The organism is Zunongwangia sp. L-65, assembly GCF_056859415.1.
The window spans coordinates 150,245-173,306 of record NZ_JBSXOK010000080.1 but is presented as its reverse complement, the minus strand read 5'-3'; the positions used below and the strand labels follow the sequence as shown (position 1 = coordinate 173,306).

Below are 23,062 nucleotides of genomic sequence, written 5' to 3'. Positions count from 1 at the left end.
AAGTTCATGCAAAGCGAAACCGAAACTAAAGAATCGATTTCTTACGAAGATTTTAAAACTCAGGTTTTAGAAGATTACAAAGTTGCCGTAACGAGCCGCGAATGTAGTTTACTGGGAAGACGAGAAGTTCTTACCGGAAAAGCTAAATTCGGGATTTTTGGAGACGGAAAAGAGTTGCCACAGCTTGCTATGGCAAAAAGCTTTAAAAATGGGGACTTTAGATCCGGTTATTATCGCGATCAAACCTTTATGATGGCTATTGGCAATTTAAGTATTGAAAACTTCTTTGCCGGTCTATATGCCGATACCGATATAGAAAACGAACCGATGTCTGCCGGTCGCCAAATGGGAGGTCACTTTATTTCGCATAACATTAATGAAGACGGAAGCTGGAAAAATCTGATGGAGCAAAAAAATTCCAGCGCCGATATTTCTCCTACCGCAGGCCAAATGCCAAGATTGTTGGGATTGGCCCAGGCTTCTAAAATCTACAGGCATGTTGATGGACTTGATGCTGAAAAGTTTTCGGATAACGGAAACGAAATTGCGTGGGGAACTATAGGAAATGCCAGTACTAGTGAAGGACATTTTTGGGAAACTATTAATGCCGCTGGTGTATTGCAGGTACCTATGGTTTTAAGCGTTTGGGATGATGAATACGGGATATCAGTTCACGCAAAGCATCAAACCACTAAGGAAAGTATTTCTGAAGTTTTAAAAGGTTTTCAACGTGACGAAGCTCAGAATAACGGTTACGAAATTATTGTGGTTAAAGGATGGGATTATGTTGAGCTTGTTGAGGCTTATAACAGAGCACAAAAAATTGCCAGAGAAGAACATTGCCCGGTATTAATTCATGTTATAGAATTAACACAACCACAGGGACACTCTACTTCCGGATCCCACGAGCGCTACAAAAGCGATAAGCGTTTAACATGGGAAAAACAATTTGACTGTAATGTAAAATTTAGAGAGTGGATTATCGAAAATGGCTTCAGCACTATTGAAGAAATGAATAAATTCGATAAAGATATTAAACGCCAGGTTCGAGAAGGTAAAAAACGTGCCTGGAATGCATACATAACTCCTAACAAACAAAAGCAAAAAGAACTGCTTCAAATTTTAAGTAGCATCACTAAAAATATAGATGCCGGCGAGCAGTTACCCCCCTTAATAAAAAAAATAAAAAGTACTAAAGAGCCTCTAAAAAAAGATGTACTTTCTGTAGCCAGAAAAACACTTCGATACATCACTAACTATAAAGGAGAATATAAGACTGAATTGATACAATGGATCAATGATTTTAACGAACAATCATTTGATGAATACAGCAGTCATCTTTACAGTACTAATAAACCGATCGATCAGGAGATCTTACCGGTATATGCAGACGAACCTAAGATGGTTGATGCACGTATCGTGATTAGGGATAACTTTGATAAGATTTTTGAAACCCGTCCGGAAACCATGATCTTTGGGGAAGATGCCGGCGAAATTGGTGACGTAAATCAGGGATTAGAAGGTCTTCAGAAAAAATATGGTGCTTATCGTGTTGCTGATACCGGAATTAGAGAGACAACAATCTTGGGGCAGGGAATTGGATTATCGCTTAGAGGATTACGCCCTATTGCTGAAATTCAGTATTTAGACTATGTAATGTATGCTCTTCAAACGATAAGTGATGATTTGTCTACATTACATTACCGTACCAAAGGAAAACAAAAAAACCCGCTTATTGTAAGGACACGCGGTCACCGTTTAGAAGGTATATGGCACAGCGGTTCGCAACTTGGTGGTATTTTAAACCTAATACGCGGTGTGTTTGTTTTAGTTCCCAGAAATATGACGAAAGCGGCTGGTTTTTATAATAACCTTCTGGATCTGGATAATCCAGCCTTGGTTATTGAATGTTTGAACGGATATCGATTAAAAGAGCGTTTACCGGAAAACCTGGCAGCATTTAAAACCCCTATTGGTAAGGTAGAAACCTTAAGAGAAGGAAAAGATATTACACTGGTTTCGTATGGTTCGACGCTTAGAGTTATTGAACAAACTGCTGAGGAACTGGCTGAAATAGGAATCGATGTTGAAATTATCGACGTTCAGTCTTTACTTCCTTTTGATACAGCCCATGATATCGTAGAGAGTGTAAAGAAAACAAATCGACTATTAGTGATCGATGAAGATGTTCCTGGTGGAGCTTCTTCTTACATTCTACAGGAAGTTTTAGAAAATCAAAATGCATGGAGATATCTGGACAGCAAACCGCAAACATTAACCGCTAAAGAACATCGCCCTGCTTACGGTAGTGATGGGGATTATTTTTCGAAACCATCCCACGAAGATGTTTTTGAAAAAATTTATGCCATTATGCATGAGAGCAATCCCGATAAATTTCCAAAATTGATGTAAAATCGACGATTTTTAACGATTAAAAAAGCCGCTAATGTATAGCGGCTTTTGTTTTTTTCAAGCAATTATCTTAATATCTAAACGGTATTGTGTTAATTCTTCAATCAACAATCATGTTTCGTAAACTCATTCTACTCTCTATTTTATTTCAATTTTCATCAATTTTTGCATCAGAGATCTCCTAAAACAGAAAAAACAGCTCAGCTTATTCATATTTGGGGAATGACCAAATACCTACATCCCGCTGCCAGTGACGGTAAAGTCGATATGGACGCTGAATTTCTGGAACTCTTAGCAAAATTAAACACTATTACCTGTACTGAAGGAGTTAATGAGCTTTTTACAAAATGGATTAATAAATTAAATAATATCGATGCTAAGTATAAATCGAGCAATGCGAATCTTCAAAAAGATAACATCTTCAAAAAAATCCTGATTATACATCGATAGAAAAATCTGGTTTTACGCCCGAGTTAATTCAACAAAAAAAATAAAGAATAATGCGAATATTGGTGATCACTACGCTAAGGTTAAATTATTAGGAAATACCGTGGATTTTCGTAAAGATGAAAGGCTAAACAATTTTGATGCTGAAAATGAAACACATCGTTTACTTTTCCTGGCTGGTTTTTGGAATGCTATACGCTATTGAAACGTAAATATTTACCTGACCAAAGATCCCTGGAAAAAGGTGTTACAGTAAATGATTCCGCAATTCTCAGAAACTAAAAATTTTAGTTTAACTAAAGATCGGCTTTTTGCAAAACTGGATGATTCTCATGCTAACTATACGGCAAGCAGTCTTTTCAGTAATAAAAATTCCAAATATTTCGCTTCCATTTCGGGGAAAATTATCAATAACCCATTAGTGATTACTGAAATCCTTGATCCTGAAAAAGTTAAAGAAAGTAATCTTGAAATAGGTGATGTGATTTTCAAGGTCAACGCTAAAAGTATTACCGAAATAATTAATGAGTTTTCGCAATAAATAAGTACTTCTAATGAAAATTATCTAGAATCAATTGTCCAACGCTTTTATATGTTAGGTGGCAAGTCTGCTGATGGTTTAGATGTAGAGATTGTAAAAAATTCAGGAGAAATTATCTAAACTGGGATTGAACGATATGAATTTTCTGAACTAAAGTCCTATTTTGTAAAAAAGCAGCAGCGCAAAAAAATGAGAAAACATTTTATGCTTTAAACAACGAAACCAGATATATAAATCTTGGGAAAATTCAGGCAAAAGCATTAAAAGAGGCTTTTGAAAATTACCAAAACAAGAAAGCAATTATCTTAGATCTTAGAAATTATCCAAATAATATTAGTAACTAACAACCTTGCTAATTTGCTGTATTCAAAGAAAAGTACTTTTATAAAAATAATGGCAGCCAAATACCCTTCTTATGCCGAATATGATATCGATTCGGCTTTAAAATTGATTAAAAATCCATTCAAAATCGGTAAAAAAAAACAAAGATTATTACAAGGGTAAAATTATTTTACTTGTAAATAGTAGCACCGCTAGTATGAGCGATTTTTTTGCTATGGCAATCCAAAATTCATTTAACTGCACAACACTTAGCGAACAAACCTTTGGTGCCGTAATGAATCGTATGGCAGTTCCACTTAAAGACGGTACTAGCATCGATACAACCGGATTTGGAGCCTTTTATTCAGATGATTCATCAGTCCAAAGAAAAGGATTAAAAATAGATCATTACATCAAGAAAAACACTAAAAATTATAAGTACGATTTTTATATTGAAGAGGCTTTAAAACTTATTGATCATTCTCTATAAAACAAAACCAGTATAACTTACATCCAGGCTTTATTTGTTCGCTCTATCGCGTATAGACAATAATTCACTTTTCGTAAAATGGCATTATCCACAGCTCTAAACGTAATATCACCGGCAGCATTATGAAAAACGATATGTACCAGATTTCGCCTTTTATACCATAAAGGTTGCTTTACCGTAATTCCCTGAAGCTTGTAGATTTCAATAATTTCAGTACTTTCATCCCAGGCGGCATAAGATTTACTTATAAACTCCTCCCCTATTTTTAAATTTAAAGAATTATAGATCCTAAATTGAATGATCGCATGCAGCAATAAATAAATCGAAGCGACAATAACCCACCATACAAATTCGATAAAATTGGTAAAGTACTGTAGCATTCCTGTAGCGATTACCGGTATAGCACCGATTATCAATCTGCGAGACAACTCGACCCAATGGGGTTTAAAGATAGTACCCGATTCGTTTTGAGAAGATTGGTATAGAAATGATTTTATATTCTGAATGGTATCTTTTTCTAAACCAGGAATCTGAATAACACTTTTCTTATCGTTATCCTCGCTACTGGCTACCCATAGACTAGCTTTGTATAAACTTAGGCGTTTCTGAATAGGATTGGTGATAATCTTTAAAATCTGCACCCGAATTGGTTTTAAAGAAACCCTGGTATTGGTACGTAGCCCCATTTGCAGATCTAAACTGTTTTTGGTTTGCGTAAGATTAAGATTGAAGTATTTAATAAAAACCTCGACTGTAGTGATAAGAATACTAAGCACCAGCAATAAAATAATAAACCCTGATATAAACAATATAGAGCCGGTAGCAATTCCTCCCATATCTTCAGTAAGCTGCGTTTCCCACTGGGATGTTTCTTCTTTAAAAAACTGATTTAGTTCATTAAAAATCGTGGAAATAAACACGAAAATAAGACCAAAGCCCCTAAAAAAATTACTACTTAAACCGGTTTTTATTAAAGTGGCCAGACTTAGCCTGTACGTCCATTTTTCTTCATTATTTTTTTCAGTCTTTGTTTCGCTATCTATTACCTCATCTAAAGTTTCGAGGGACGTAGTGTTAGTCTCTTTCAGTCTATTTAAAATGTCAGCTAATTGATTAGCATCTTCTGTATTAACCGCTTTTATTTCGACTTCTTTTTGGTTACTTCCGGCGGTATCGATTACCAAACTGTAAACTCCGGCCACTCGCTGCAGTATTCCACGTTTAAAATTTACCTGCTGAATTTTATCAAAGGGAATCGACACAAAGTCTGAACTAAAAACACCTTTTCTCAGAATAAATTCTTCGGCTTTATAATCGATATGAAAGAAGAATTTTCGGTAATCAAAATAACTGTAAACTGCGATAAGTACGAAGAGTACCACAACTGCTAAAATGATGTAAATAAACACTTCACCATCTGGTTTTTTAAACACAAAATAGGCTAAGGCCGCCCAAAAACCCCTTAGAAATTTATAAAGTGTAGAAGTGAAAATTAGTAAAATTCCCACAGCAGATTGTCGTTGCGGTATACTAAAAGGCTTAGACATCTTCGTTAGCAATTTTTCCTGCTAATGCTTCTTTAAGTTTTTCGGCTACTTTTGGTTCTAAACCAGGAATTTTCATATCGCTACCACTGCCACCAGCAGTAAAGACCTTTAAAGTTGACAAATCGAGCCATTTATCCAGAACACTACGGTTTATAGAAACATGCTGAATTCTGTTAAAAGAAACTACGGTAGACTTGCTTACTAAAAATCCACGTTTGTAAATAAGATCTTTCTCTCTTATAACATAGCCGTACCTTGGTTGTTTTTTAATTAAATCGAAAACCAGAAATATTAAAAATAGCAGCAGAAATCCGCTAATTAAGCTTCCTACTAAAATTTCTTCCTGGAAATACATAAAAACACCAAAAGCAATAACTATTAAAAACCAAACACCTGTTTGCAGCAGATGCTTGGTCAATAGTTTTTTACAGACCGGATTTAATACCACCTGCTCAAAAGCTGGCAGTGTGGTAATATCGATCGGCTTATTACTGAATGACGCCTCTATGGAATCCATTTTTTCTCAAAATTTGGTTTTCTTTTTTCCAGAAATGCATTACGTCCCTCTTTCGCTTCATCGGTCATATAGGCTAATCGGGTAGCTTCCCCGGCAAAAACCTGCTGTCCTACCATTCCGTCATCGGTTAAGTTCATGGCGAACTTCAGCATTTTAATGGATGTTGGCGATTTTGCTAAAATTTCCTGAGCCCATTCGTAAGCGGTATCTTCCAGTTCTTCATGTGGAATCACGGCATTCACCATCCCCATGTCGTAAGCTTCCTGTGCGGAGTAATTTCTACCTAAAAAGAAAATTTCGCGAGCTTTTTTCTGCCCTACCATTTTCGCTAAATAAGCCGATCCGTAACCGGCATCAAAGCTGGTAACATCTGCATCGGTTTGTTTAAAAATTGCATGTTCTTTACTCGCCAAAGTAATATCGCAAACCACATGTAAGCTATGTCCGCCGCCTACAGCCCAACCGGGTACCACGCAAATAACCGCTTTTGGCATAAAGCGAATTAAACGCTGAACTTCTAAAATATTAAGTCGGTGATAACCGTCTTCACCTACATACCCCTGATGACCTCTGGCTTTTTGATCGCCGCCACTACAAAACGAATACACACCGTCTTTTGGTGAAGGACCCTCTGCAGAAAGTAAAACTACTCCAATCGAAGTATCTTCGTGCGCATCGTGAAAAGCATCTAATAATTCGGTGGTTGTTTTTGGTCGAAAAGCATTACGTACCTCTGGGCGGTTAAATGCAATCCTGGCAACACCATTGCTTTTTTTATAAGTGATATCATCGTATTCCTTAACTGTTTCCCAGTCAGCTTTTTTCATATTGTAAATTTTAAGAAGTAAAAATAAGGTATTGTAAGCAGTTTATAAAGTGAAAATGTGGATTGAAGCACTAGATTTCTCTGTTCTGCTGCACTACAATCGAAATGACATTCTCAAGATTTAACATTTAAAATATTTTTTAGTCTATTATCTTGGTTCTAGTTTCCTGGTTCTTGCTTCCTAAATCCGGCATAAAACGCTCATATTCCACCCCCAATTTCTAACTTTCTAATCTCCCAACTTTAAAACTCTTGTACAAAAAAACCCGGTTTCTAAACCAGGCTTTTAAATACTTTATAGCTATAGCTTACTGCATGTATTTGGCCATAATTGATTGAAGTTCCATTCCCCATTGTTGGCCCACAGTCATTGCTTTTTCCATTACTTTTGGTGTAGTCTCTACCATTTTCTTACCTACCGGTGTATCGTAAAAAGCAAGAATTTCATCTAATTCATCTTCCGTAAACTCTTCACGATAAATTTCGGCTAGTTTTACATAAAGTCCTTTCAGGCTTGCTTTAAGTTCTTTCTTAAATTCTACACGATTTTCTTCAGGAATCTGATTTACTATTGGTTCGCTAATAATTTCAAACTGCTGCCCTGAAGTCAATTCGATTAATTTCACTGCTTTTTTCTGAAAAGAATCTCCTTCAGTTTCCTGTGCAAAAGTACTGGTTCCTATAATTACAAATAGGATGAAAATTAGTTTTCTCATGATTAGATCTGGTTTTATATTTTCGACTAAAGTAGCCCTATTTTTTAAAATTCGCTGGTTTGTAATGATATTTTAATAAATCACCCATCAATTACCGTAGGCATCTTTATAATACTCATTTGCTATCTGATAAGCCTCCCGTCTTGAACGTATTTTTTCATCTTTTTTAACTGCTTCAATTTCAATTTTTTCGTCGGGATTAAGTATAACTTGGGTAGCAAGGATAGAAAATTTTTCTTTATCGATCTGCAGGATTAACCCAGGCAGGCCGTTATAATTTTTAGGCCCAAATTGTAAAGGAATATCAGGAGTAAACCAGGCGACCACCTGTTCCTCTTTAATCGCTCCACTTCTGGTAAAATTTTTTTCGGTTCCAACAGCTTTAAAACATTTATAATCCCCAATATTTTTAGTAACATTCTTTACATCCCATTGTATCCCAGAGTATTCCAAAAAACCCAAAACTGAGTTTTTTTCAATAATTTTTTTGTCGGTTAAATTGACATAAAACTCATTAGTTCCTGCTTTGCTTCCCATCTTTAGGCCCTTTCCTGTTTCATTTTCTAACTCCTTCATATAATGAAAATAAGACTCCTGGTTTTTAAAATGAAGTTCATATGTATCTTCCTGTGCATTAAGGTACATCTCTACGACCCCTTTTCTAATATCAGGAGCAACATCTTTATTCTTGAAATCTTCAATAAAACTCTTTCTGAATTCTTCATCAATGGCTCCTTTATATTTTACGATCCCAGAAGTTTGTTGAGCGAACAAGGAATTTACAACAGATAATAAAACTAAAGATATTATAAAATAGTATGATTTTTTCATAATGAGCTTATGGTTTGGCTTCATAAAACCTAAATGTAAAAACATTTAACGATAACTACCTTAAAACCAAGATAAATGATAACAGTAATTTTACAATCCCAAAAATGAACTAAACATGATTAATAGTACCTGTTATAAAAATTAAATACAATAATTTTGAATTTACACAAGTCTGTTTTAAGTTTAGCATAATTTTTGAACAGTTTTATGGAAATTTCCAGTTAAATGAAAAATCTTCTTAGCATCCTTTTTCTTTTTACTTTAAGCACAGGATTATGTGCCCAGGAAATACCTGCTACCGAAACGGTTCATCTTAAACTTGATCAGGATCAATTCTTAGCTCCTGTTTTAACCGACTTACGCCCTAATCAATTTTTGGTATATGATCCTAATTTACCCAGTGGAAGGTTTATTGGTGTGCAAAATGAACGTGAAGAATTTGATATGGTTGGGGTGATTCAAGAAGAGAATCGCCAACGTGAACTGGCTAAAGCTAAACGTCTGGCCAGTATCAACTTACCACAAAGTGCTCCAAGAGAAAAAAAAGCCATTCAGCTTACCGGCAACAACCAACAGGATCAATTAAATAACGGTATAAATAATTTTAATAACAATAACTTTAGCAATAACCCATTTCATCGCTACCACAATTCCCTATACAATAGCCAGATGAATAACTTCTATACCACGCCTTATTCTTATCGCGGCACTAACCGCTATTATTACTAAACATTTACTGTTTTAAATAAATACCATCGTCTTTTATATCAATTTGGCGTTGTTTATAAAGATTTCCAGCGGCTCGTTTAAAGCTTTTCTTGCTCATTTTAAGCACTGATTTTATTTGATCTGGTGAAGATTTATCTGTGATATTTAAAAATCCTTTATTTTCTTGTAACTTATCTAAAATCACCTGGGCATTAGGCTCGATACTTCGGTAACCGGGGCGCTGTAAAGTAACATCAATTTTTCCGTCTTTACGTGTTTTCTTTATAAAGCCCTTGATGCGATCCCCAATTTCTATGGGCTGGAAGACATCATCATTGTAAATTAAACCAAGATGAATTTCATTTATGATCACATTGTAACCAAGATCTGTTTTATTACTTATAATTAAATCCACCTCTTCAAAAGGTTTTATAGTTAAATCTGAATTATCTAAAAATGCATGTACTTTACTAGAAGCCACCAATCGATTAGTGTCTTCGTCTAAATAGCAAAAAATAAGATAGCGATGCCCTTTTTGCATTGGATATACCTGCTCTTTAAATGGCACAAATAAATGCTTCTCTAACCCCCAATCTAAAAAAGCACCAAAATCGGTGGTCTCGACACATTCTAAAAAAGCGAATTCATCCAACTTCACATATGGCTCCAAAGTTGTCGCCACGGGACGTTCTGAATGATCCAAATACACAAAAACCTCGATTTCATCTTCTAACTGAAAGTTTTCAGGAATGTACTTGTTAGGTAATAATACCTCATCTCCTTCCGCATTTTTTAGAAATAAACCGGGTTCGGTTTCACGATCAATAATTAAACGATGGTTTTCGCCAATATTCAGCATAACATAAATTTAGACAACAAAGATACTTTATAATTTTAGGGGAATACAAAAAAAGAATCCGCTTCCTGAAAATAGAAAGCGGATTCAATCTTGACTAATCCACAGGACTAGGCAAATACAGACTCTTTATCAAAGTATTTGGTAAGCAAATAATAAACTATTGCTCTGTATTTATTTCGGTTGGATTTACCATATTTTTCTAACATGGCATTTAAGCCAACATCTAATTTGCTATCGTTTGGTAGGCCAAGCTTTTTTACTAAAAAATTAGATTTTACGGTTTCTAACTCGCTATCACTACTCGAAGCAATCGTCTCTGCATCATCTCTAAATACCACCGGGCCCAAATACTCGGTTATATTTCTTAATAAATTTACATCAGGCTCTTCTCCTATCTTTTCTTTAAAATCCTGAATGTATTTCCCTACGCGTTCATCTGTCTTGGTACTCATAATTAAGTTTTTTGGTTAATTACAAGATACCAATTCATCTTCTCTTAAACCGCTAATACCTTCTTAAGAAACCTTAGCATTATATTAAAAATAGAAGATTTTACAGCTAAATGAACGTCTTTTATCCCACAGGAATGTAAAAATCGACTATAGCTTTCTTTTCTGGGTGTTCATTGAAGTTGTTATGATATACTTCAAAAGGCGCTCTATCGGCTTTTTTATATCCGTTTTCATTCATCCACAGAAATAAACCGGTCCATGATTTTTCAAATTCATGTACTCCAATCGTAAGGTTGGCTACAATACACTTTCCTGCATCAATCGAAGTAAGCCTTATTTCACCAGCTATTTCCACAGGTGAATTAATTATCATGCTGGCACTCATTCTTACTTTTTCTGAGGTAGTAACCTTAAAACTATCATGATATATCGTTACCATTTTAGCTTCTTCACTTAATAAACCTTGAGGAGTTGCCCATCGAATTAATTTTGCATAGGCTTCTTGGAGATTTTGAGAGCCTAAACAAGAAACATACGCCAACTGCATCGCAGGAATTTCTGTAATCTGAACATTTGCATTCATTTTTATCCATTTTTTTAGATTATTAATAGTGCAAATGTATTTTTCAAGGTCAGGATAGGCTTGTCCGTTTTTGCTATTAAGTTGTCGAATCTTGCTATGTCTATGTGGATTCAATTTTTTAAATTCAGTTGGACTTACTGAATAATAGTTTTTAAAAGCCTTGGAGAACGATGAATTATCGCTAAAGCCAAATTTATGTGCTAATACCGTAGTGGTATTATTTGTATGCAACAGTTCCAGAGCCGATTTTTCGATACGCCTTCGTTTTACATATTCGTTAAGCCGCTCTCCAGTTATAAATCTGAATATTCGATGAAAATGAAAAGGAGAAAAACAGGCAATTTGAGCAAGTTTTTGCAAGGATAAGTTGGCTTCTAAATTTTCATCTATAAATTCAAAAACCCGGTTAATTCTGTTTTTATAGTCAGCTTGCAATTCCTCTTCAAACATCGGTCTTTATTTCATATAACTAAAATACTCTAAAAGCACCTTATCATTTACTTTTCGAGGAGTAAAAATCTCTAAAATCTTAGGGCGTCCTGAAGCATCAAAAAATGTGTTTAAGCATTCACTAATTTCAGTTTCAGAGGATGCAGCTTTATATCCAAAATTATACATTTTAGCTAATTGTTCTGCTTTAAGATCATGAACAGTTTCAAAAAAGCTTTCGAAATTTTCGCTATTCTTATTCCCTGGCAAAATCCTAAAAATACCGCCGCCGGAATTATTCAAAATAATTATTCTAAAATTAGAAGGTAAATATTTATTCCAAAGTGCATTGCTATCGTAAAAGAAACTAAGGTCGCCTGTAACCATAAGCACCGGCTCGTTACTGGCCATCGCAGAACCCGCTGCCGTAGAAATACTTCCGTCTATCCCGCTAGTACCACGATTACAAAAAATTCTTAAGGAAGGAGGCCATTTAAACAATTGCGCATAGCGAATAGTCGAACTATTTGCCAGTTGCATAATATAATTATCTGGGACTTTGGACACAAGTAGTTGCATCGCTTTTAAATCGGAATAGGGAATCTCATCCATATAGGCATCATGTCTTATCTGACGTTTTTGACGTATATTTTTCCAAAATTCACCATAATCACTATCGATTTTCGTAGTCAGCGGAAAAAACTCCAGAAAGAAATCGTTCACCGATGTTTCAAAATGCTTGTTCAGACAAAAGAATGTATTATAAGCTTTTTTAGAATCAATATGCCAGTGATGTTTGGGATTATAATTCCGCAGGAAAGCTTTTATTTTTTTAGAAACGATCATTCCTCCAAAAGTCAGTAAAATATCAGGTCTTAAAGCTTCAAAAAGCTCCTGCATATTTTCGTCTTTTTCGATCGGCCCAATCATCGTGTCGATCCTGGTAAAAAAATCTTCGTGATGTAAGTTAGATGTGGTTTCAGTAAATACGATAACCGAATCATCTTTCGCTAGTTTTTCAAGGAATTTTTGCTCAACTGCATTAGGTTGCGCTACACCCACAATGACCATTTTCCGTTTGGCTTTATTCCAAATTTCGGCGTATGGCAGCAGCTCTTCCTTCGAATAATGCCGTTTTGTTATTTCAGGAAAAATCTCGATAGGATTTACCTCTATATTCTCCACTGTGTCATAAAGCGGCTCATAAAAAGGTACGTTAATATGAACCGGACCTTTTTCTTCTATAGCTTTGTTCAGTGCTAAATTAATTTCACGCTCGTTATGTTTCTGCGCTTCCCACTGTTTTTGTAGCAGTTTTTTGTCAATGATTTCAGATTCTAAAACCAGTTCAGAATATAAATTGGCAGAATACAGAATATGATTCTCATATACATTTTTCTGTCTGATAGTTTGCCCATCCCCTATATCAATGCGCTCAATGGGGCGGTCTGCAGAAATGACCACAAGCGGAATATCGCTATAAAATGCCTCTGAAATTGCTGGATAATAATTTAGTAGTGCAGAGCCTGAGCTGCATACCAGCGCTACCGGTTGTTGCAATTGCTGAGCCATACCTAATGCCACAAAGGCCGCACAACGCTCGTCTACAATACTGTAAGATTTAATGTCGGGATGATACGTAAACCCTATTGTTAACGGCGCATTACGCGAACCGGGAGATATGACTACGTGTTTTATATTTTTTGAAACGCAAAGGGAAACCACATTACGTGCCAAAGGTATTTTAGAGTATTTCACAAATTTTATTTTTTTGCGAGCGGAAGTTTGTGGGGAGTTTTAAAATCTACCGCGTATTAAAATTATATCCCAAAATTACGATTTAAAGCAGACTTCCATACCCCTTTAAAAAGGATTTAACTGATTTTTTTATACAGAAGACTTGATAAAGTTCACAGGTTTATCCGTATAGCTATAGGGCTTGTGGGATCTAATTTTTCGTTCAGTCTTGATGCACTAAAACAGATTTGATGGTATAACTTTTATTTACCGTTTCCTCCCACTCGGCTGTTGGATTAGAGTCGGCTGTGATGCCGCCACCAATAAAAATTTCAGCTTCGCCTTCAACTAATTTCATGCACCTTAGGTTTACAAAAATCTGCGATTGGTTTAAAATGCTGGCATACGCCTGATTCTCCTGATTTCGGCGATTCGAACTTCGCTTTACTTCCTGCTTTAAGTTAATTTCACCAAGAAATCCCGAATAAAATTCACGATCGCTATATTCATTCTCCAAAATAAATTCTCTGGCCTTTTCCCTGGGAAAACCACAAACAGCGGGTGTTGGATGTAAACTTTCTAACAAATTAGAGAGATTATCATTCTCTAAAGTTCCTGAAATATCAGTACGAATATGAAGCAGATTTCCGGCTTTTACGGTATAAGGATCGCTAAGATTAATTACGCCGGAAGCTACTTTAAAATCCTTTAATTTCTGTACAATTTCATCTGAGACAATTTTCTGTTCCTCAACTTCTTTTGGCGTCCAGGCAGCATCTTCTATCTTTCCTTTATACGCTTGTGTTCCTGCAAGGGCCATCGTTTTAAAGCGGTTTCGCTCTACTTTAACTAAAGTTTCGGGTGTAGCACCAATCCAAAGTCCGCTTTCTGGATGTGACCATACATAACAAAATGCTTTTGGATAATGCTGTAACAGATTTTTAAAAATAGAGAGTGCTGAAAGTTGTGATGGACTTTGCTCTTTTCGGGCCAGGACCACTTTTTTCATATTTCCCATTTTAATCTCAGCAATTCCTTTAGCCACCAGCTCTTCGTGCTTTTTTTGTTCGCTGGAATTCGTGATTTCAGGAACATATTCTAAAGTTTCTTTTAATGAATATTCTGGTTCATATTCGGTACTAATCACATCAGATTGATCTTTAGGGATTAATAAACTCTCACTTCCGCAGAAATCAGAAAAAACAAATCCACTTTCAGAAAAATCGGTGGTTTTATGCGATTGCTTATCTTTTTGCAAAAATGCCTTAATCACATTTTCATCTGGTTTTCGATAAGCTACACATGCTAAGTTTTTATGGATATGATCTTCTAGTACGTTAAAAAACGCCATCGCTTGCATCATGATTTCTTTTTTGCTAATGCTATGGTGGTTAATTTTACCAGCGAAATTAAATTATCTTCGGTATCGGTGATATGAATATTCCAAAGCTGTGTGGTTCTCCCTTTATGGATAAAAGTAGCTTTGGCAAAAACATGGCCTTCTTTAATACTTTTAATGTGGTTAGCAGAAATCTCTATTCCGCGAATCACAAAATCTCTGGTATCTAAAAATAAATAACATGCCGCACTTCCTACGCTTTCTGCCAAAGCAACGCTCGCGCCTCCATGTAACACTCCATCGGGTTGATGTACTTTTGGCGTCACCGGCATTTTGGCGGTTAAGTAATCTTCACCAACATCGATAAATTCAATATCCAAGGTTTCCATTAATGTGTTTTTACACATTATTGCACACATTCCCAGGATTTCTTCTTTGTTCATAGCAATACGATTAATTACTTTGTAAAAGTACAAAATTGAATCTACAGCATGAGCCGCGAAAAACAGGTTTCTTACCAAATCACCAATACCTATAGTGTTTTAAACAGGTTTACGGAAAAGACAAAAAACGTGTGGCTGGTTTGCCATGGCATTGGCTATTTAAGCCGATATTTTATTCGGCATTTTAATCATCTTGATGTCGATGAAAACTACATTATCGCGCCACAGGCGCAGTCTAAATATTATCTAAAATCTGATTATAGACATGTAGGCGCTTCCTGGCTAACGCGGGAGAATTTAGAGGCTGAAATTGATAATGTCCTAAATTATTTAGATGAAGTTTTTATAGAAGAAAATTTAGCAGAAGTTCCCAATTTGATCGTTTTAGGCTATTCACAAGGTGTTTCTGTAGCCACTCGTTATTTGGCGCAACGAAAGATAAATTGCGCCCAACTGATTTTACACTCTGGAAAAGTTCCTGCTGAATTAACTGCTAAAGACTTTGCGTTCCTGAAAGATACCAAAGTCACTTATCTCTACGGAACACAAGACGAATATCTTAAAAAAGGTATTATTGAAGTTGAAGAAACACGACTAAAATCCCTTTTCCCTTATAATTTCGAGATCCAAACTTACGATGGCGGACACGAATTTAATACTGACATTATCGAAAAACTGAGTTAATTTGAAAATTTGGTGATGTGAGGATGTGAGGATGTGATGATTTGGTAATTTCGTAATTTGAAAATGTGGTAAGCTGGAGCCAAGATGAAAAATTTTGAATTTTGAATTAAATCAGATATCACTTCGAGTGTTTTATTTTGTAGCGTAGCGAAAAAACAAAATGTATCGAGAAGTCTGTCACAATTAGCAGTCGCAATATAAAGTCATATTTGCAGTGATTAGTGAGTAGTAAACAATTATTAATAAATAATATTTAGTTTTTCGCTGAATGCTGAAAAACCTAAAAGCTTTTCTGCTAACTTCGATTATAATTTGTTTTTCGAGCGCAACGAAGTGAAGTCGAGAAATCTTTATCCTGTTTCAAAAAAGATCTCTCCACTTCGGTCGAGATGACAAAGCCTGGTTCTATTGCTTTCCTTTTTTCTATTGAAATGTAATCATTATTTCACGTAAATCTACTCATCACAAACATAAGATGACAAATTCTAAAAATATCACTTCGAGTGTTTTATTTTGTAGCGTAGCGAAAAAATAAAATGTATCGAGAAGTCTATCACAGTTAGCAGTCGCAATATACAGTCAAATTTGCAGTGATTAGTGGGTAGTAAACAATTATTAATAAATAATATTTAGTTTTTCGCTGAATGCTGAAAAACCTAAAAGCTTTTCTGCTAACTTTGATTATAATTTGTCTTTTCGAGCGCAACAAAGTGAAGTCGAGAAATCTTTATCCTGTTTCAAAAAAAGATCTCTCCACTTCGGTCGAGATGACAAAGCCTGATTCTATTGAAATGTAATCATTATTTCACGTAAATCTACTCATCACAAACATAAGATGACAAATTCTAAAAATGTCACTTCGAGTGTTTTATTTTGTAGCGCAGCGAAAAAATAAAATGTATCGAGAAGTCTATCACAGTTGGCAGTCGCAATATACAGTCACATTTGCAGTGATTAGTGAGTAGTAAAAAATTATTAATAAATATTTAGTTTTTCGCTGAATGCTGAAAAACCTAAAAGCTTTTCTGCTAACTTTGATTATAATTTGTCTTTTCGAGCACAACGAAGTGAAGTCGAGAAATCTTTATCCTGTTTCAAAAAAGATCTCTCCACTTCGGTCGAGATGACAAAGCCAGGTTCTATTGCTTTCCCTTTTTCTATTAAAATGTAATCATTATTTCACGTAAATCTACTCATCACAAACATAAGATGACAAATTCTAAAAATATCACTTCGAGTGTTTTATTTTGTAGCGCAGCGAAAAAATAAAATGTATCGAGAAGTCTGTCACAGTTAGCAGTCGCAATATACAGTCACATTTGTAGTGATTAGTGAATAATAAACAATTATTAATAAATAATATTTAGTTTTTCGCTGAATGCTGAAAACGTAAAAGCTTTTCTGTAACCTTTAAACTCTTCATATTTCAATTTTTTCTTAAAAATTTTAAATATTTTCGCTGAATCTGATTTAGAAACATCATGAAATCACAAAAAAGCCCAGTAAAAACAAAAAAGACTTCAATTTTAAGGAATATCGGTCCGGGATTTTTACTGGCGGGAGCTGCCATTGGTGTATCCCATTTAGTACAATCTACTCGTGCAGGGGCCGATTATGGCTATATTCTTATTTGGGCGTTGTTATTGGCCTGTATTTCTAAATATCCTTTTTTGGAGTTTGGTCCCAGATATGTAGCCGGAACCGGGAAACATTTAATTACCGGATATAAGCAGCTGGGTAAGATTCCTTATTTGCTATTCATATTTATTACAGTTGCCAGCATGTTTATTATTCAGGCGGCAGTAACTATCGTAACAGCTGGTTTGGCAGAACGCCTTTTTAATTTTGGACTTTCGCCATTTACGTGGAGTTTTATAATTTTTGGAGCTAGCATTGCCTTATTATTAATAGGAAAATATCCGGGGTTAGATAAAAGCATGAAAATTATTGTTAGTTTACTTACACTTGCTACTTTAGCTGCGGTATGCATGGCTTTGGGGATTCAAAAAGAACCGATAGAAACTGTTGAAGTTCCGCCTTTGTGGACTACCGCAAGCCTCGGTTTTATCATTGCATTTATGGGCTGGATGCCTATTCCTTTAGATGCTGCCGTTTGGCATTCGATCTGGACCAAAGAAAAAGCACACGAAAATAGAGAGAAGCTTAGTTTAAAAGGTGCTTTTTTAGATTTTAATATTGGTTATTTATCGGCTTGTTTTATTGGAGTATTGTTCTTTTTACTTGGCGTTTTGGTGATGTTTGGAAGTGGCGAAAGCTTTAGCAGTAATAGTGTAGAATTTTCTTCGCAACTTATTAATCTCTACGGAAAAACATTGGGAGAATGGAGTAAACCGGTGATTGCCATAGCTGCTTTTGTAACCATGCTAAGTACTGTAATTACGGTGACTGATGCGTATCCCAGGGTAATTTCTGAATTATTTTATCCTGAAAAGTCAAGTGAAGCTGAAGCCGATAATCGAAAAAAACGCTGGCAATTTTATAAAATATCAATCTTTATCATTCCAATACTATCTTTAGCCATTCTATACTTTACCTCAGGTTCATTTACTATTCTGGTAGATTTTGCCGCGGGATTATCTTTTTTATCTGCACCTATACTCGCTTGGTTTAATTACAAATTAGTTACCGGCAAAGAAATGCCAGAAGCCGACCGTCCCGGTAAAAATTACCGAATATTTACAATAGTATGCTTTGTGATGCTCTTGGTATTCAATATTGCTTATTTGGGTTATAATTTCTTTATATAGAAACGAATTATACACAGGAATTCTCACCTATCTCTGCGATCTCTTCAGAAACTATTGTTATATTTCCCTGTCGATCTACTTTAAGATGAAATCGATTAGTTTGAAAAGGTAAACAATAGCTTACCGTTTGCATTACAATTAATTCGAAACCATCCTGAATTTCTTTAATAGCACCATTATTTTTATTATTTACAGACCAATAATAATCATTAGCTCTGGCAACAAGTAAGGCTTCACCCGGTGTATCGATTTCTCCAAGAAAATCAAGAACATCCTCTTTAGAAGTAGCTACATGACTTTCCTCTTGTGTTTGGTATTTAATGTAATAAAAGCAATATGAAGGCAAACACCCAGTAATAAAACCAGCATCTGCTTGTAGATTGTAAAATGCAGTTCTACAATCGGCATCTGCACAAATTTCACCAAAAGAATAGTGGACATTATTGCGATATACTAATGAAGTTGGATCACCAGGATCTTCATAATCTGGCATCGACTGGATATATTCAAAATAAGTGATTGGGTCATCAGCCTGAATATCAGAAAATGGGTAGGCTGCAGATATCGCTTCAAAATCATTGAAATTAGCTCTAAGACCTTCGTCATCACCCGAGCACGAAAAGAGTAAAATGACTAAAACTAAGATTGAAAATTTTCTGATCATAATATTTGATTGATTTCTATTTAGATACCAAAATTTCGAAAAGGTTGCGTACAAAAAAAGCCGCTGAAAAATCAGCGGCTTTTTATAAAATATCTGGATGAAGCTTATTTCACTTCCTCGAAATCTACATCTTCTACATCGTCTCCACCTTTGGTCTCACCGTCTCCGGCTTGTCCACCTTCAGCTCCGGTTGCTCCTTGTTGAGCGCCTCCCTGAGCTTCAGCTTGTGCCTTATACATTTCTTCTGAGGCTGTTTTCCATGCTTCGTTCAATTTGTCTAAAGCTGGCTGAATAGTTTCAACTTCTTTAGTTTCGTAAGCTTTCTTAAGTTCTGCTAAAGCATCTTCGATAGGCTTTTTCTTATCATCAGAAAGTTTATCTCCAAACTCTTTTAATTGCTTTTCAGTCTGGAAAATCATTCCATCAGCTTCATTAAGCTTATCTACTTTTTCTTTCGCTTTCTTATCGGCATCGGCATTTGCTTCAGCTTCCTGCTTCATTTTAGCAATTTCTTCCTCTGTTAATCCAGAAGAAGCTTCGATACGGATATCCTGAGATTTACCGGTTGCTTTATCTGTAGCACTTACTTTAATAATACCGTTGGCATCGATATCGAAAGTTACTTCAATTTGAGGAGTTCCTCTTGGTGCTGGTGGAATACCATCTAAATGGAATCTACCAATCGTTTTATTATCTGCCGCCATTGGACGCTCACCCTGTAATACGTGAATTTCTACAGATGGCTGATTATCTGCTGCGGTAGAGAATGTTTGTGACTTTTTAGAAGGAATAGTAGTATTCGCTTCAATAAGCTTAGTGTTTACACCACCCATAGTTTCAATACCTAATGAAAGTGGAGTTACATCTAATAACAATACATCCTTAACATCTCCTGTTAATACACCACCCTGAATTGCAGCACCAATAGATACTACCTCATCTGGGTTAACACCTTTAGAAGGTTTTTTTCCGAAGAAACCTTCTACTTCTTCCTGAATTTTAGGAATACGTGTAGACCCACCTACTAAAATTACTTCATCTATATCACTTTTAGAAAGACCTGCATCCTGAAGCGCTTTTTTAACTGGCTCCATAGATCTAGTCACTAATTCGGCTGCTAACTGCTCAAACTTAGATCTTGTTAATGTCTCTACCAGGTGTTTTGGTCCACTAGCTGTAGCAGTTACATAAGGTAGATTGATCTCTGTTTGAGAAGAAGAAGATAACTCGATTTTAGCTTTTTCCGCAGCTTCTTTTAGACGCTGTAGCGCCATAGGATCTTTTCTAAGATCAATATCTTCAGCTTTCTGGAATGTATCTGCTAACCAATCAATAATTACTTCATCAAAATCATCACCACCAAGGTGGGTATCACCATTTGTAGATAATACTTCAAATACACCGTCCCCTAGTTCCAGGATAGAAATATCAAAAGTACCACCACCAAGGTCATAAACCGCAATCTTCTGGTCGGTAGATTTTTTATCCAAACCGTAAGCAAGTGCCGCAGCGGTTGGTTCGTTAATAATACGTCTTACTTTAAGGCCAGCGATCTCACCAGCTTCTTTGGTAGCCTGACGTTGAGAATCATTAAAATAAGCTGGTACTGTAATAACAGCTTCAGTAACATCCTGTCCTAAATAATCTTCAGCAGTTTTCTTCATTTTCTGAAGGATCATTGCAGAAAGTTCCTGTGGAGTGTAAAGACGACCATCGATATCTACACGAGGAGTGTCGTTATCTCCTTTTTTAACTTTATAAGCCACACGGCCTGCTTCTCTTTCAGATTCAGAGAATTTATTTCCCATAAATCTTTTAATCGAAGCGATAGTTTTCTCTGGATTGGTTACTGCCTGTCTTTTTGCAGGGTCCCCAACTTTTATTTCACCACCTTCTACAAAAGCAATTACAGAAGGAGTTGTTCTTTTACCTTCGGCATTAGGGATTACCGTAGGCTCGTTACCTTCCATAACTGAAACGCAGGAGTTAGTTGTACCTAAGTCAATTCCAATTATCTTACTCATAACTTTATACGTTGATTTAATATTTTATTCATTGTTTCGCTCTCTAAAAGTCAATCTTTGTGCCAGCAAAAATCTTATGACAGGTTGGCAGAGACATTTTTAAACATCCCCGTTTTGAGCAAAAATCAATGCAAGTTTTGCAGAGTATTCGATAAATTGTGTATAAATAGGCAGGTACTGCTAATTTTTTATTTCTGATTCTGTCCCTGAAATGATACATTTGTTTGCATAAATTTTCAATATGGAATGTATTAGTGTATTCGACATGTTAAAGGTTGGCGTAGGCCCGTCCAGTTCTCACACCTTAGGTCCCTGGCGCGCCGCCCAACGTTGGATCCTGGAACTTAAGGCCAAACAACTCTTTAATCAGGTAGAAAAAATTCATATTGATCTTTATGGCTCGCTTTCTTTAACAGGTAAAGGTCATGCTACAGATGTTGCAACCCTATTGGGCCTATGTGGTCATGACCCCGTAACCATGGATATCTCTATTATAGATGAGGAAATTCTTGCGATTAAAGAACACAAAATAATTCATTTTAATAAGGAGCTGGACATTCCTTTTAACTTTGAAACCGATATAAAATTCAATCGTAAATTCCTGGATTTTCATCCTAACGGAATGATTTTTAGAGCCACGCTTAAAAATGGTAAAAAATGCTCGTCGTCTTTCTTTTCTATAGGCGGAGGATTTGTTGTAAAAAAAACTCGAAAAAACGCTAAAAAGAAACAGGATAAGTTTGATGAATTTCCTTTTCCGGTAGAAAGTGCTAATCAATTATTAGCCTATTGCAAAGCTGAAGATATGAGCATTTCACAACTGGTATTGCAAAATGAACGTTCCCTAAGAAATGATGAACAAATAGACGCCGGTCTGCAACAAATATGGAATACCATGTTAGAATCAATGTATATTGGTTGCCATACTGAAGGCATTTTACCAGGCGGATTGAGTGTAAAACGTCGCGCTTTCGAAATGCACCAACGTCTTATTGGCGAAGAACAATACGATTCCCCTAAAAGTTGGATCACCGCCATTAGAAATACTGAAGTAAAATTTCGCCAAATCTTAAAATGGGTAAGTTGTTTTGCTTTAAGTGTAAACGAGGTAAATGCCAGTCTGGGACGTGTAGTTACAGCCCCAACAAATGGTAGTGCCGGTACCGTTCCTGCCGTTATGATGTATTATATGGTGATCGAAAATCATAAGGCCACTTTTGAAGATATGAAACGCTTTATGCTGGTTGCAGGAGAAATTGGAAGTCTATTTAAGAAAGGAGCAACAATTTCTGCCGCAATGGGAGGATGCCAGGCAGAAATAGGTGTATCCTCGGCAATGGCCGCAGGGGGATTAACAGAACTGCTTGGTGGTACGCCAGAGCAGGTTCTAATGGCCAGTGAAATTGCAATGGAACATCACCTAGGTTTAACTTGCGATCCTATCGCCGGATTGGTACAGGTACCATGTATCGAGCGCAATGCCATGGGAGCTATTAAAGCGATTAATGCTGCCGAAATTGCCTTAGAAAGTGATGCTACCAAAGCAAAAGTGCCATTAGATAAGGTAATAGCTACCATGTGGGACACGGCAAAAGACATGAATTCCAAATACAAAGAAACCAGTGAAGGCGGACTTGCCGTAAAAGTAAACCTTAGTGACTGTTAATCGCCTTCTATAATTGTACGAGCAAAATTTACCATCTAAAATCAAGAATCTCTTCCGT

Annotated in this window: 21 protein-coding genes; 8 read left to right on the top strand and 13 right to left on the bottom strand. The window is 36.0% G+C overall.

Going from position 1 to position 23,062, the window contains the following annotated elements:
• Nucleotides 1-6 precede the first annotated feature (6 nt).
• The 4 genes from AC13DP_RS20240 (at nt 7) to AC13DP_RS20225 (ending at nt 4,211) form a co-directional block, all read left to right on the top strand.
• On the top strand, nt 7-2,412 hold the full coding sequence (locus AC13DP_RS20240; RefSeq protein WP_483068374.1) for an alpha-ketoacid dehydrogenase subunit alpha/beta: 2,406 nt from the start codon (nt 7-9) through the stop codon (nt 2,410-2,412).
• Nucleotides 2,413-2,577: 165 nt separating this feature from the next.
• Nucleotides 2,578-2,862 carry a hypothetical protein gene (locus AC13DP_RS20235; RefSeq protein ID WP_347406862.1) on the top strand — a complete coding sequence of 95 codons (285 nt, stop codon included), beginning with the start codon at nt 2,578-2,580 and terminating at the stop codon, nt 2,860-2,862.
• 253 nt (nt 2,863-3,115) lie between these two features.
• Entirely contained in the window at nt 3,116-3,400 is a 285-nt protein-coding gene (locus AC13DP_RS20230; protein ID WP_347406861.1) for a hypothetical protein, read from the top strand.
• A 457-nt stretch (nt 3,401-3,857) separates the two neighbouring features.
• Nucleotides 3,858-4,211, top strand: a complete 354-nt coding sequence (locus AC13DP_RS20225) for a S41 family peptidase (protein ID WP_347406887.1) — start codon at nt 3,858-3,860, stop codon at nt 4,209-4,211.
• Between the two features lie 17 nt (nt 4,212-4,228).
• Here the strand turns inward: AC13DP_RS20225 and AC13DP_RS20220 are convergent, their stop codons facing one another.
• From AC13DP_RS20220 to AC13DP_RS20200, 5 genes are all read right to left on the bottom strand, one after another.
• Complete coding sequence (locus AC13DP_RS20220) at nt 4,229-5,758, bottom strand: PH domain-containing protein (protein ID WP_347406860.1); 1,530 nt, start codon at nt 5,756-5,758, stop codon at nt 4,229-4,231.
• Nucleotides 5,751-6,275 carry a PH domain-containing protein gene (locus AC13DP_RS20215; protein ID WP_347406859.1) on the bottom strand — a complete coding sequence of 175 codons (525 nt, stop codon included), beginning with the start codon at nt 6,273-6,275 and terminating at the stop codon, nt 5,751-5,753. The genes AC13DP_RS20220 and AC13DP_RS20215 overlap by 8 nt, the downstream gene beginning before the upstream one ends.
• On the bottom strand, nt 6,263-7,102 hold the full coding sequence (locus AC13DP_RS20210; protein WP_228252195.1) for a 1,4-dihydroxy-2-naphthoyl-CoA synthase: 840 nt from the start codon (nt 7,100-7,102) through the stop codon (nt 6,263-6,265). The genes AC13DP_RS20215 and AC13DP_RS20210 overlap by 13 nt, the downstream gene beginning before the upstream one ends.
• Before the next feature lie 307 nt (nt 7,103-7,409).
• Complete coding sequence (locus tag AC13DP_RS20205) at nt 7,410-7,817, bottom strand: DUF2059 domain-containing protein (protein ID WP_013071198.1); 408 nt, start codon at nt 7,815-7,817, stop codon at nt 7,410-7,412.
• 87 nt (nt 7,818-7,904) lie between these two features.
• Nucleotides 7,905-8,648, bottom strand: a complete 744-nt coding sequence (locus AC13DP_RS20200; RefSeq protein ID WP_483068373.1) for a GLPGLI family protein — start codon at nt 8,646-8,648, stop codon at nt 7,905-7,907.
• 225 nt (nt 8,649-8,873) lie between these two features.
• Between AC13DP_RS20200 and AC13DP_RS20195 the strand changes: the two genes are divergently transcribed.
• Entirely contained in the window at nt 8,874-9,377 is a 504-nt protein-coding gene (locus AC13DP_RS20195; RefSeq protein ID WP_483068372.1) for a hypothetical protein, read from the top strand.
• Between the two features lie 4 nt (nt 9,378-9,381).
• On the opposite strand, the gene AC13DP_RS20190 is transcribed toward AC13DP_RS20195, so the two are convergent.
• The 6 genes from AC13DP_RS20190 to AC13DP_RS20165 form a co-directional block, all read right to left on the bottom strand.
• Nucleotides 9,382-10,215, bottom strand: a complete 834-nt coding sequence (locus AC13DP_RS20190) for a CvfB family protein (RefSeq protein WP_013071195.1) — start codon at nt 10,213-10,215, stop codon at nt 9,382-9,384.
• 107 nt (nt 10,216-10,322) lie between these two features.
• Nucleotides 10,323-10,667 carry a DUF2853 family protein gene (locus tag AC13DP_RS20185; RefSeq protein ID WP_347406854.1) on the bottom strand — a complete coding sequence of 115 codons (345 nt, stop codon included), beginning with the start codon at nt 10,665-10,667 and terminating at the stop codon, nt 10,323-10,325.
• Nucleotides 10,668-10,788: 121 nt separating this feature from the next.
• Nucleotides 10,789-11,700 (bottom strand): AraC family transcriptional regulator, encoded by a 912-nt coding sequence (locus AC13DP_RS20180; protein ID WP_483068371.1) that lies wholly within the window; start codon nt 11,698-11,700, stop codon nt 10,789-10,791.
• Between the two features lie 6 nt (nt 11,701-11,706).
• Complete coding sequence (gene menD, locus AC13DP_RS20175; RefSeq protein WP_347406852.1) at nt 11,707-13,437, bottom strand: 2-succinyl-5-enolpyruvyl-6-hydroxy-3-cyclohexene-1-carboxylic-acid synthase; 1,731 nt, start codon at nt 13,435-13,437, stop codon at nt 11,707-11,709.
• A gap of 202 nt (nt 13,438-13,639) precedes the next feature.
• The gene (locus AC13DP_RS20170) at nt 13,640-14,779 is read right to left on the bottom strand and encodes a chorismate-binding protein (protein ID WP_483068370.1); all 1,140 of its coding nucleotides are present in this window, start codon (nt 14,777-14,779) and stop codon (nt 13,640-13,642) included.
• Nucleotides 14,776-15,198 carry a PaaI family thioesterase gene (locus AC13DP_RS20165; protein WP_483068369.1) on the bottom strand — a complete coding sequence of 141 codons (423 nt, stop codon included), beginning with the start codon at nt 15,196-15,198 and terminating at the stop codon, nt 14,776-14,778. The genes AC13DP_RS20170 and AC13DP_RS20165 overlap by 4 nt, the downstream gene beginning before the upstream one ends.
• A gap of 48 nt (nt 15,199-15,246) precedes the next feature.
• On the opposite strand from AC13DP_RS20165, the gene AC13DP_RS20160 reads away from it, so the two are divergent.
• Both AC13DP_RS20160 and AC13DP_RS20155 read left to right on the top strand, forming a co-directional pair.
• Entirely contained in the window at nt 15,247-15,882 is a 636-nt protein-coding gene (locus tag AC13DP_RS20160; protein ID WP_483068368.1) for an alpha/beta hydrolase, read from the top strand.
• Nucleotides 15,883-17,363: 1,481 nt separating this feature from the next.
• Nucleotides 17,364-18,650, top strand: coding sequence for a divalent metal cation transporter (locus AC13DP_RS20155; protein ID WP_272958900.1), 1,287 nt, complete (start codon nt 17,364-17,366; stop codon nt 18,648-18,650).
• A 7-nt stretch (nt 18,651-18,657) separates the two neighbouring features.
• Here AC13DP_RS20155 and AC13DP_RS20150 read toward each other — a convergent pair whose 3' ends face one another.
• The gene (locus tag AC13DP_RS20150; RefSeq protein WP_483068367.1) at nt 18,658-19,314 is read right to left on the bottom strand and encodes a hypothetical protein; all 657 of its coding nucleotides are present in this window, start codon (nt 19,312-19,314) and stop codon (nt 18,658-18,660) included.
• Between the two features lie 104 nt (nt 19,315-19,418).
• Nucleotides 19,419-21,338 (bottom strand): molecular chaperone DnaK, encoded by a 1,920-nt coding sequence (gene dnaK, locus AC13DP_RS20145; protein WP_483068366.1) that lies wholly within the window; start codon nt 21,336-21,338, stop codon nt 19,419-19,421.
• 232 nt (nt 21,339-21,570) lie between these two features.
• Here dnaK and AC13DP_RS20140 point away from each other — a divergent pair, with 232 nt between their 5' ends.
• On the top strand, nt 21,571-23,004 hold the full coding sequence (locus tag AC13DP_RS20140; RefSeq protein WP_086026155.1) for an L-serine ammonia-lyase: 1,434 nt from the start codon (nt 21,571-21,573) through the stop codon (nt 23,002-23,004).
• The last annotated feature ends 58 nt before the right edge of the window (nt 23,005-23,062 follow it).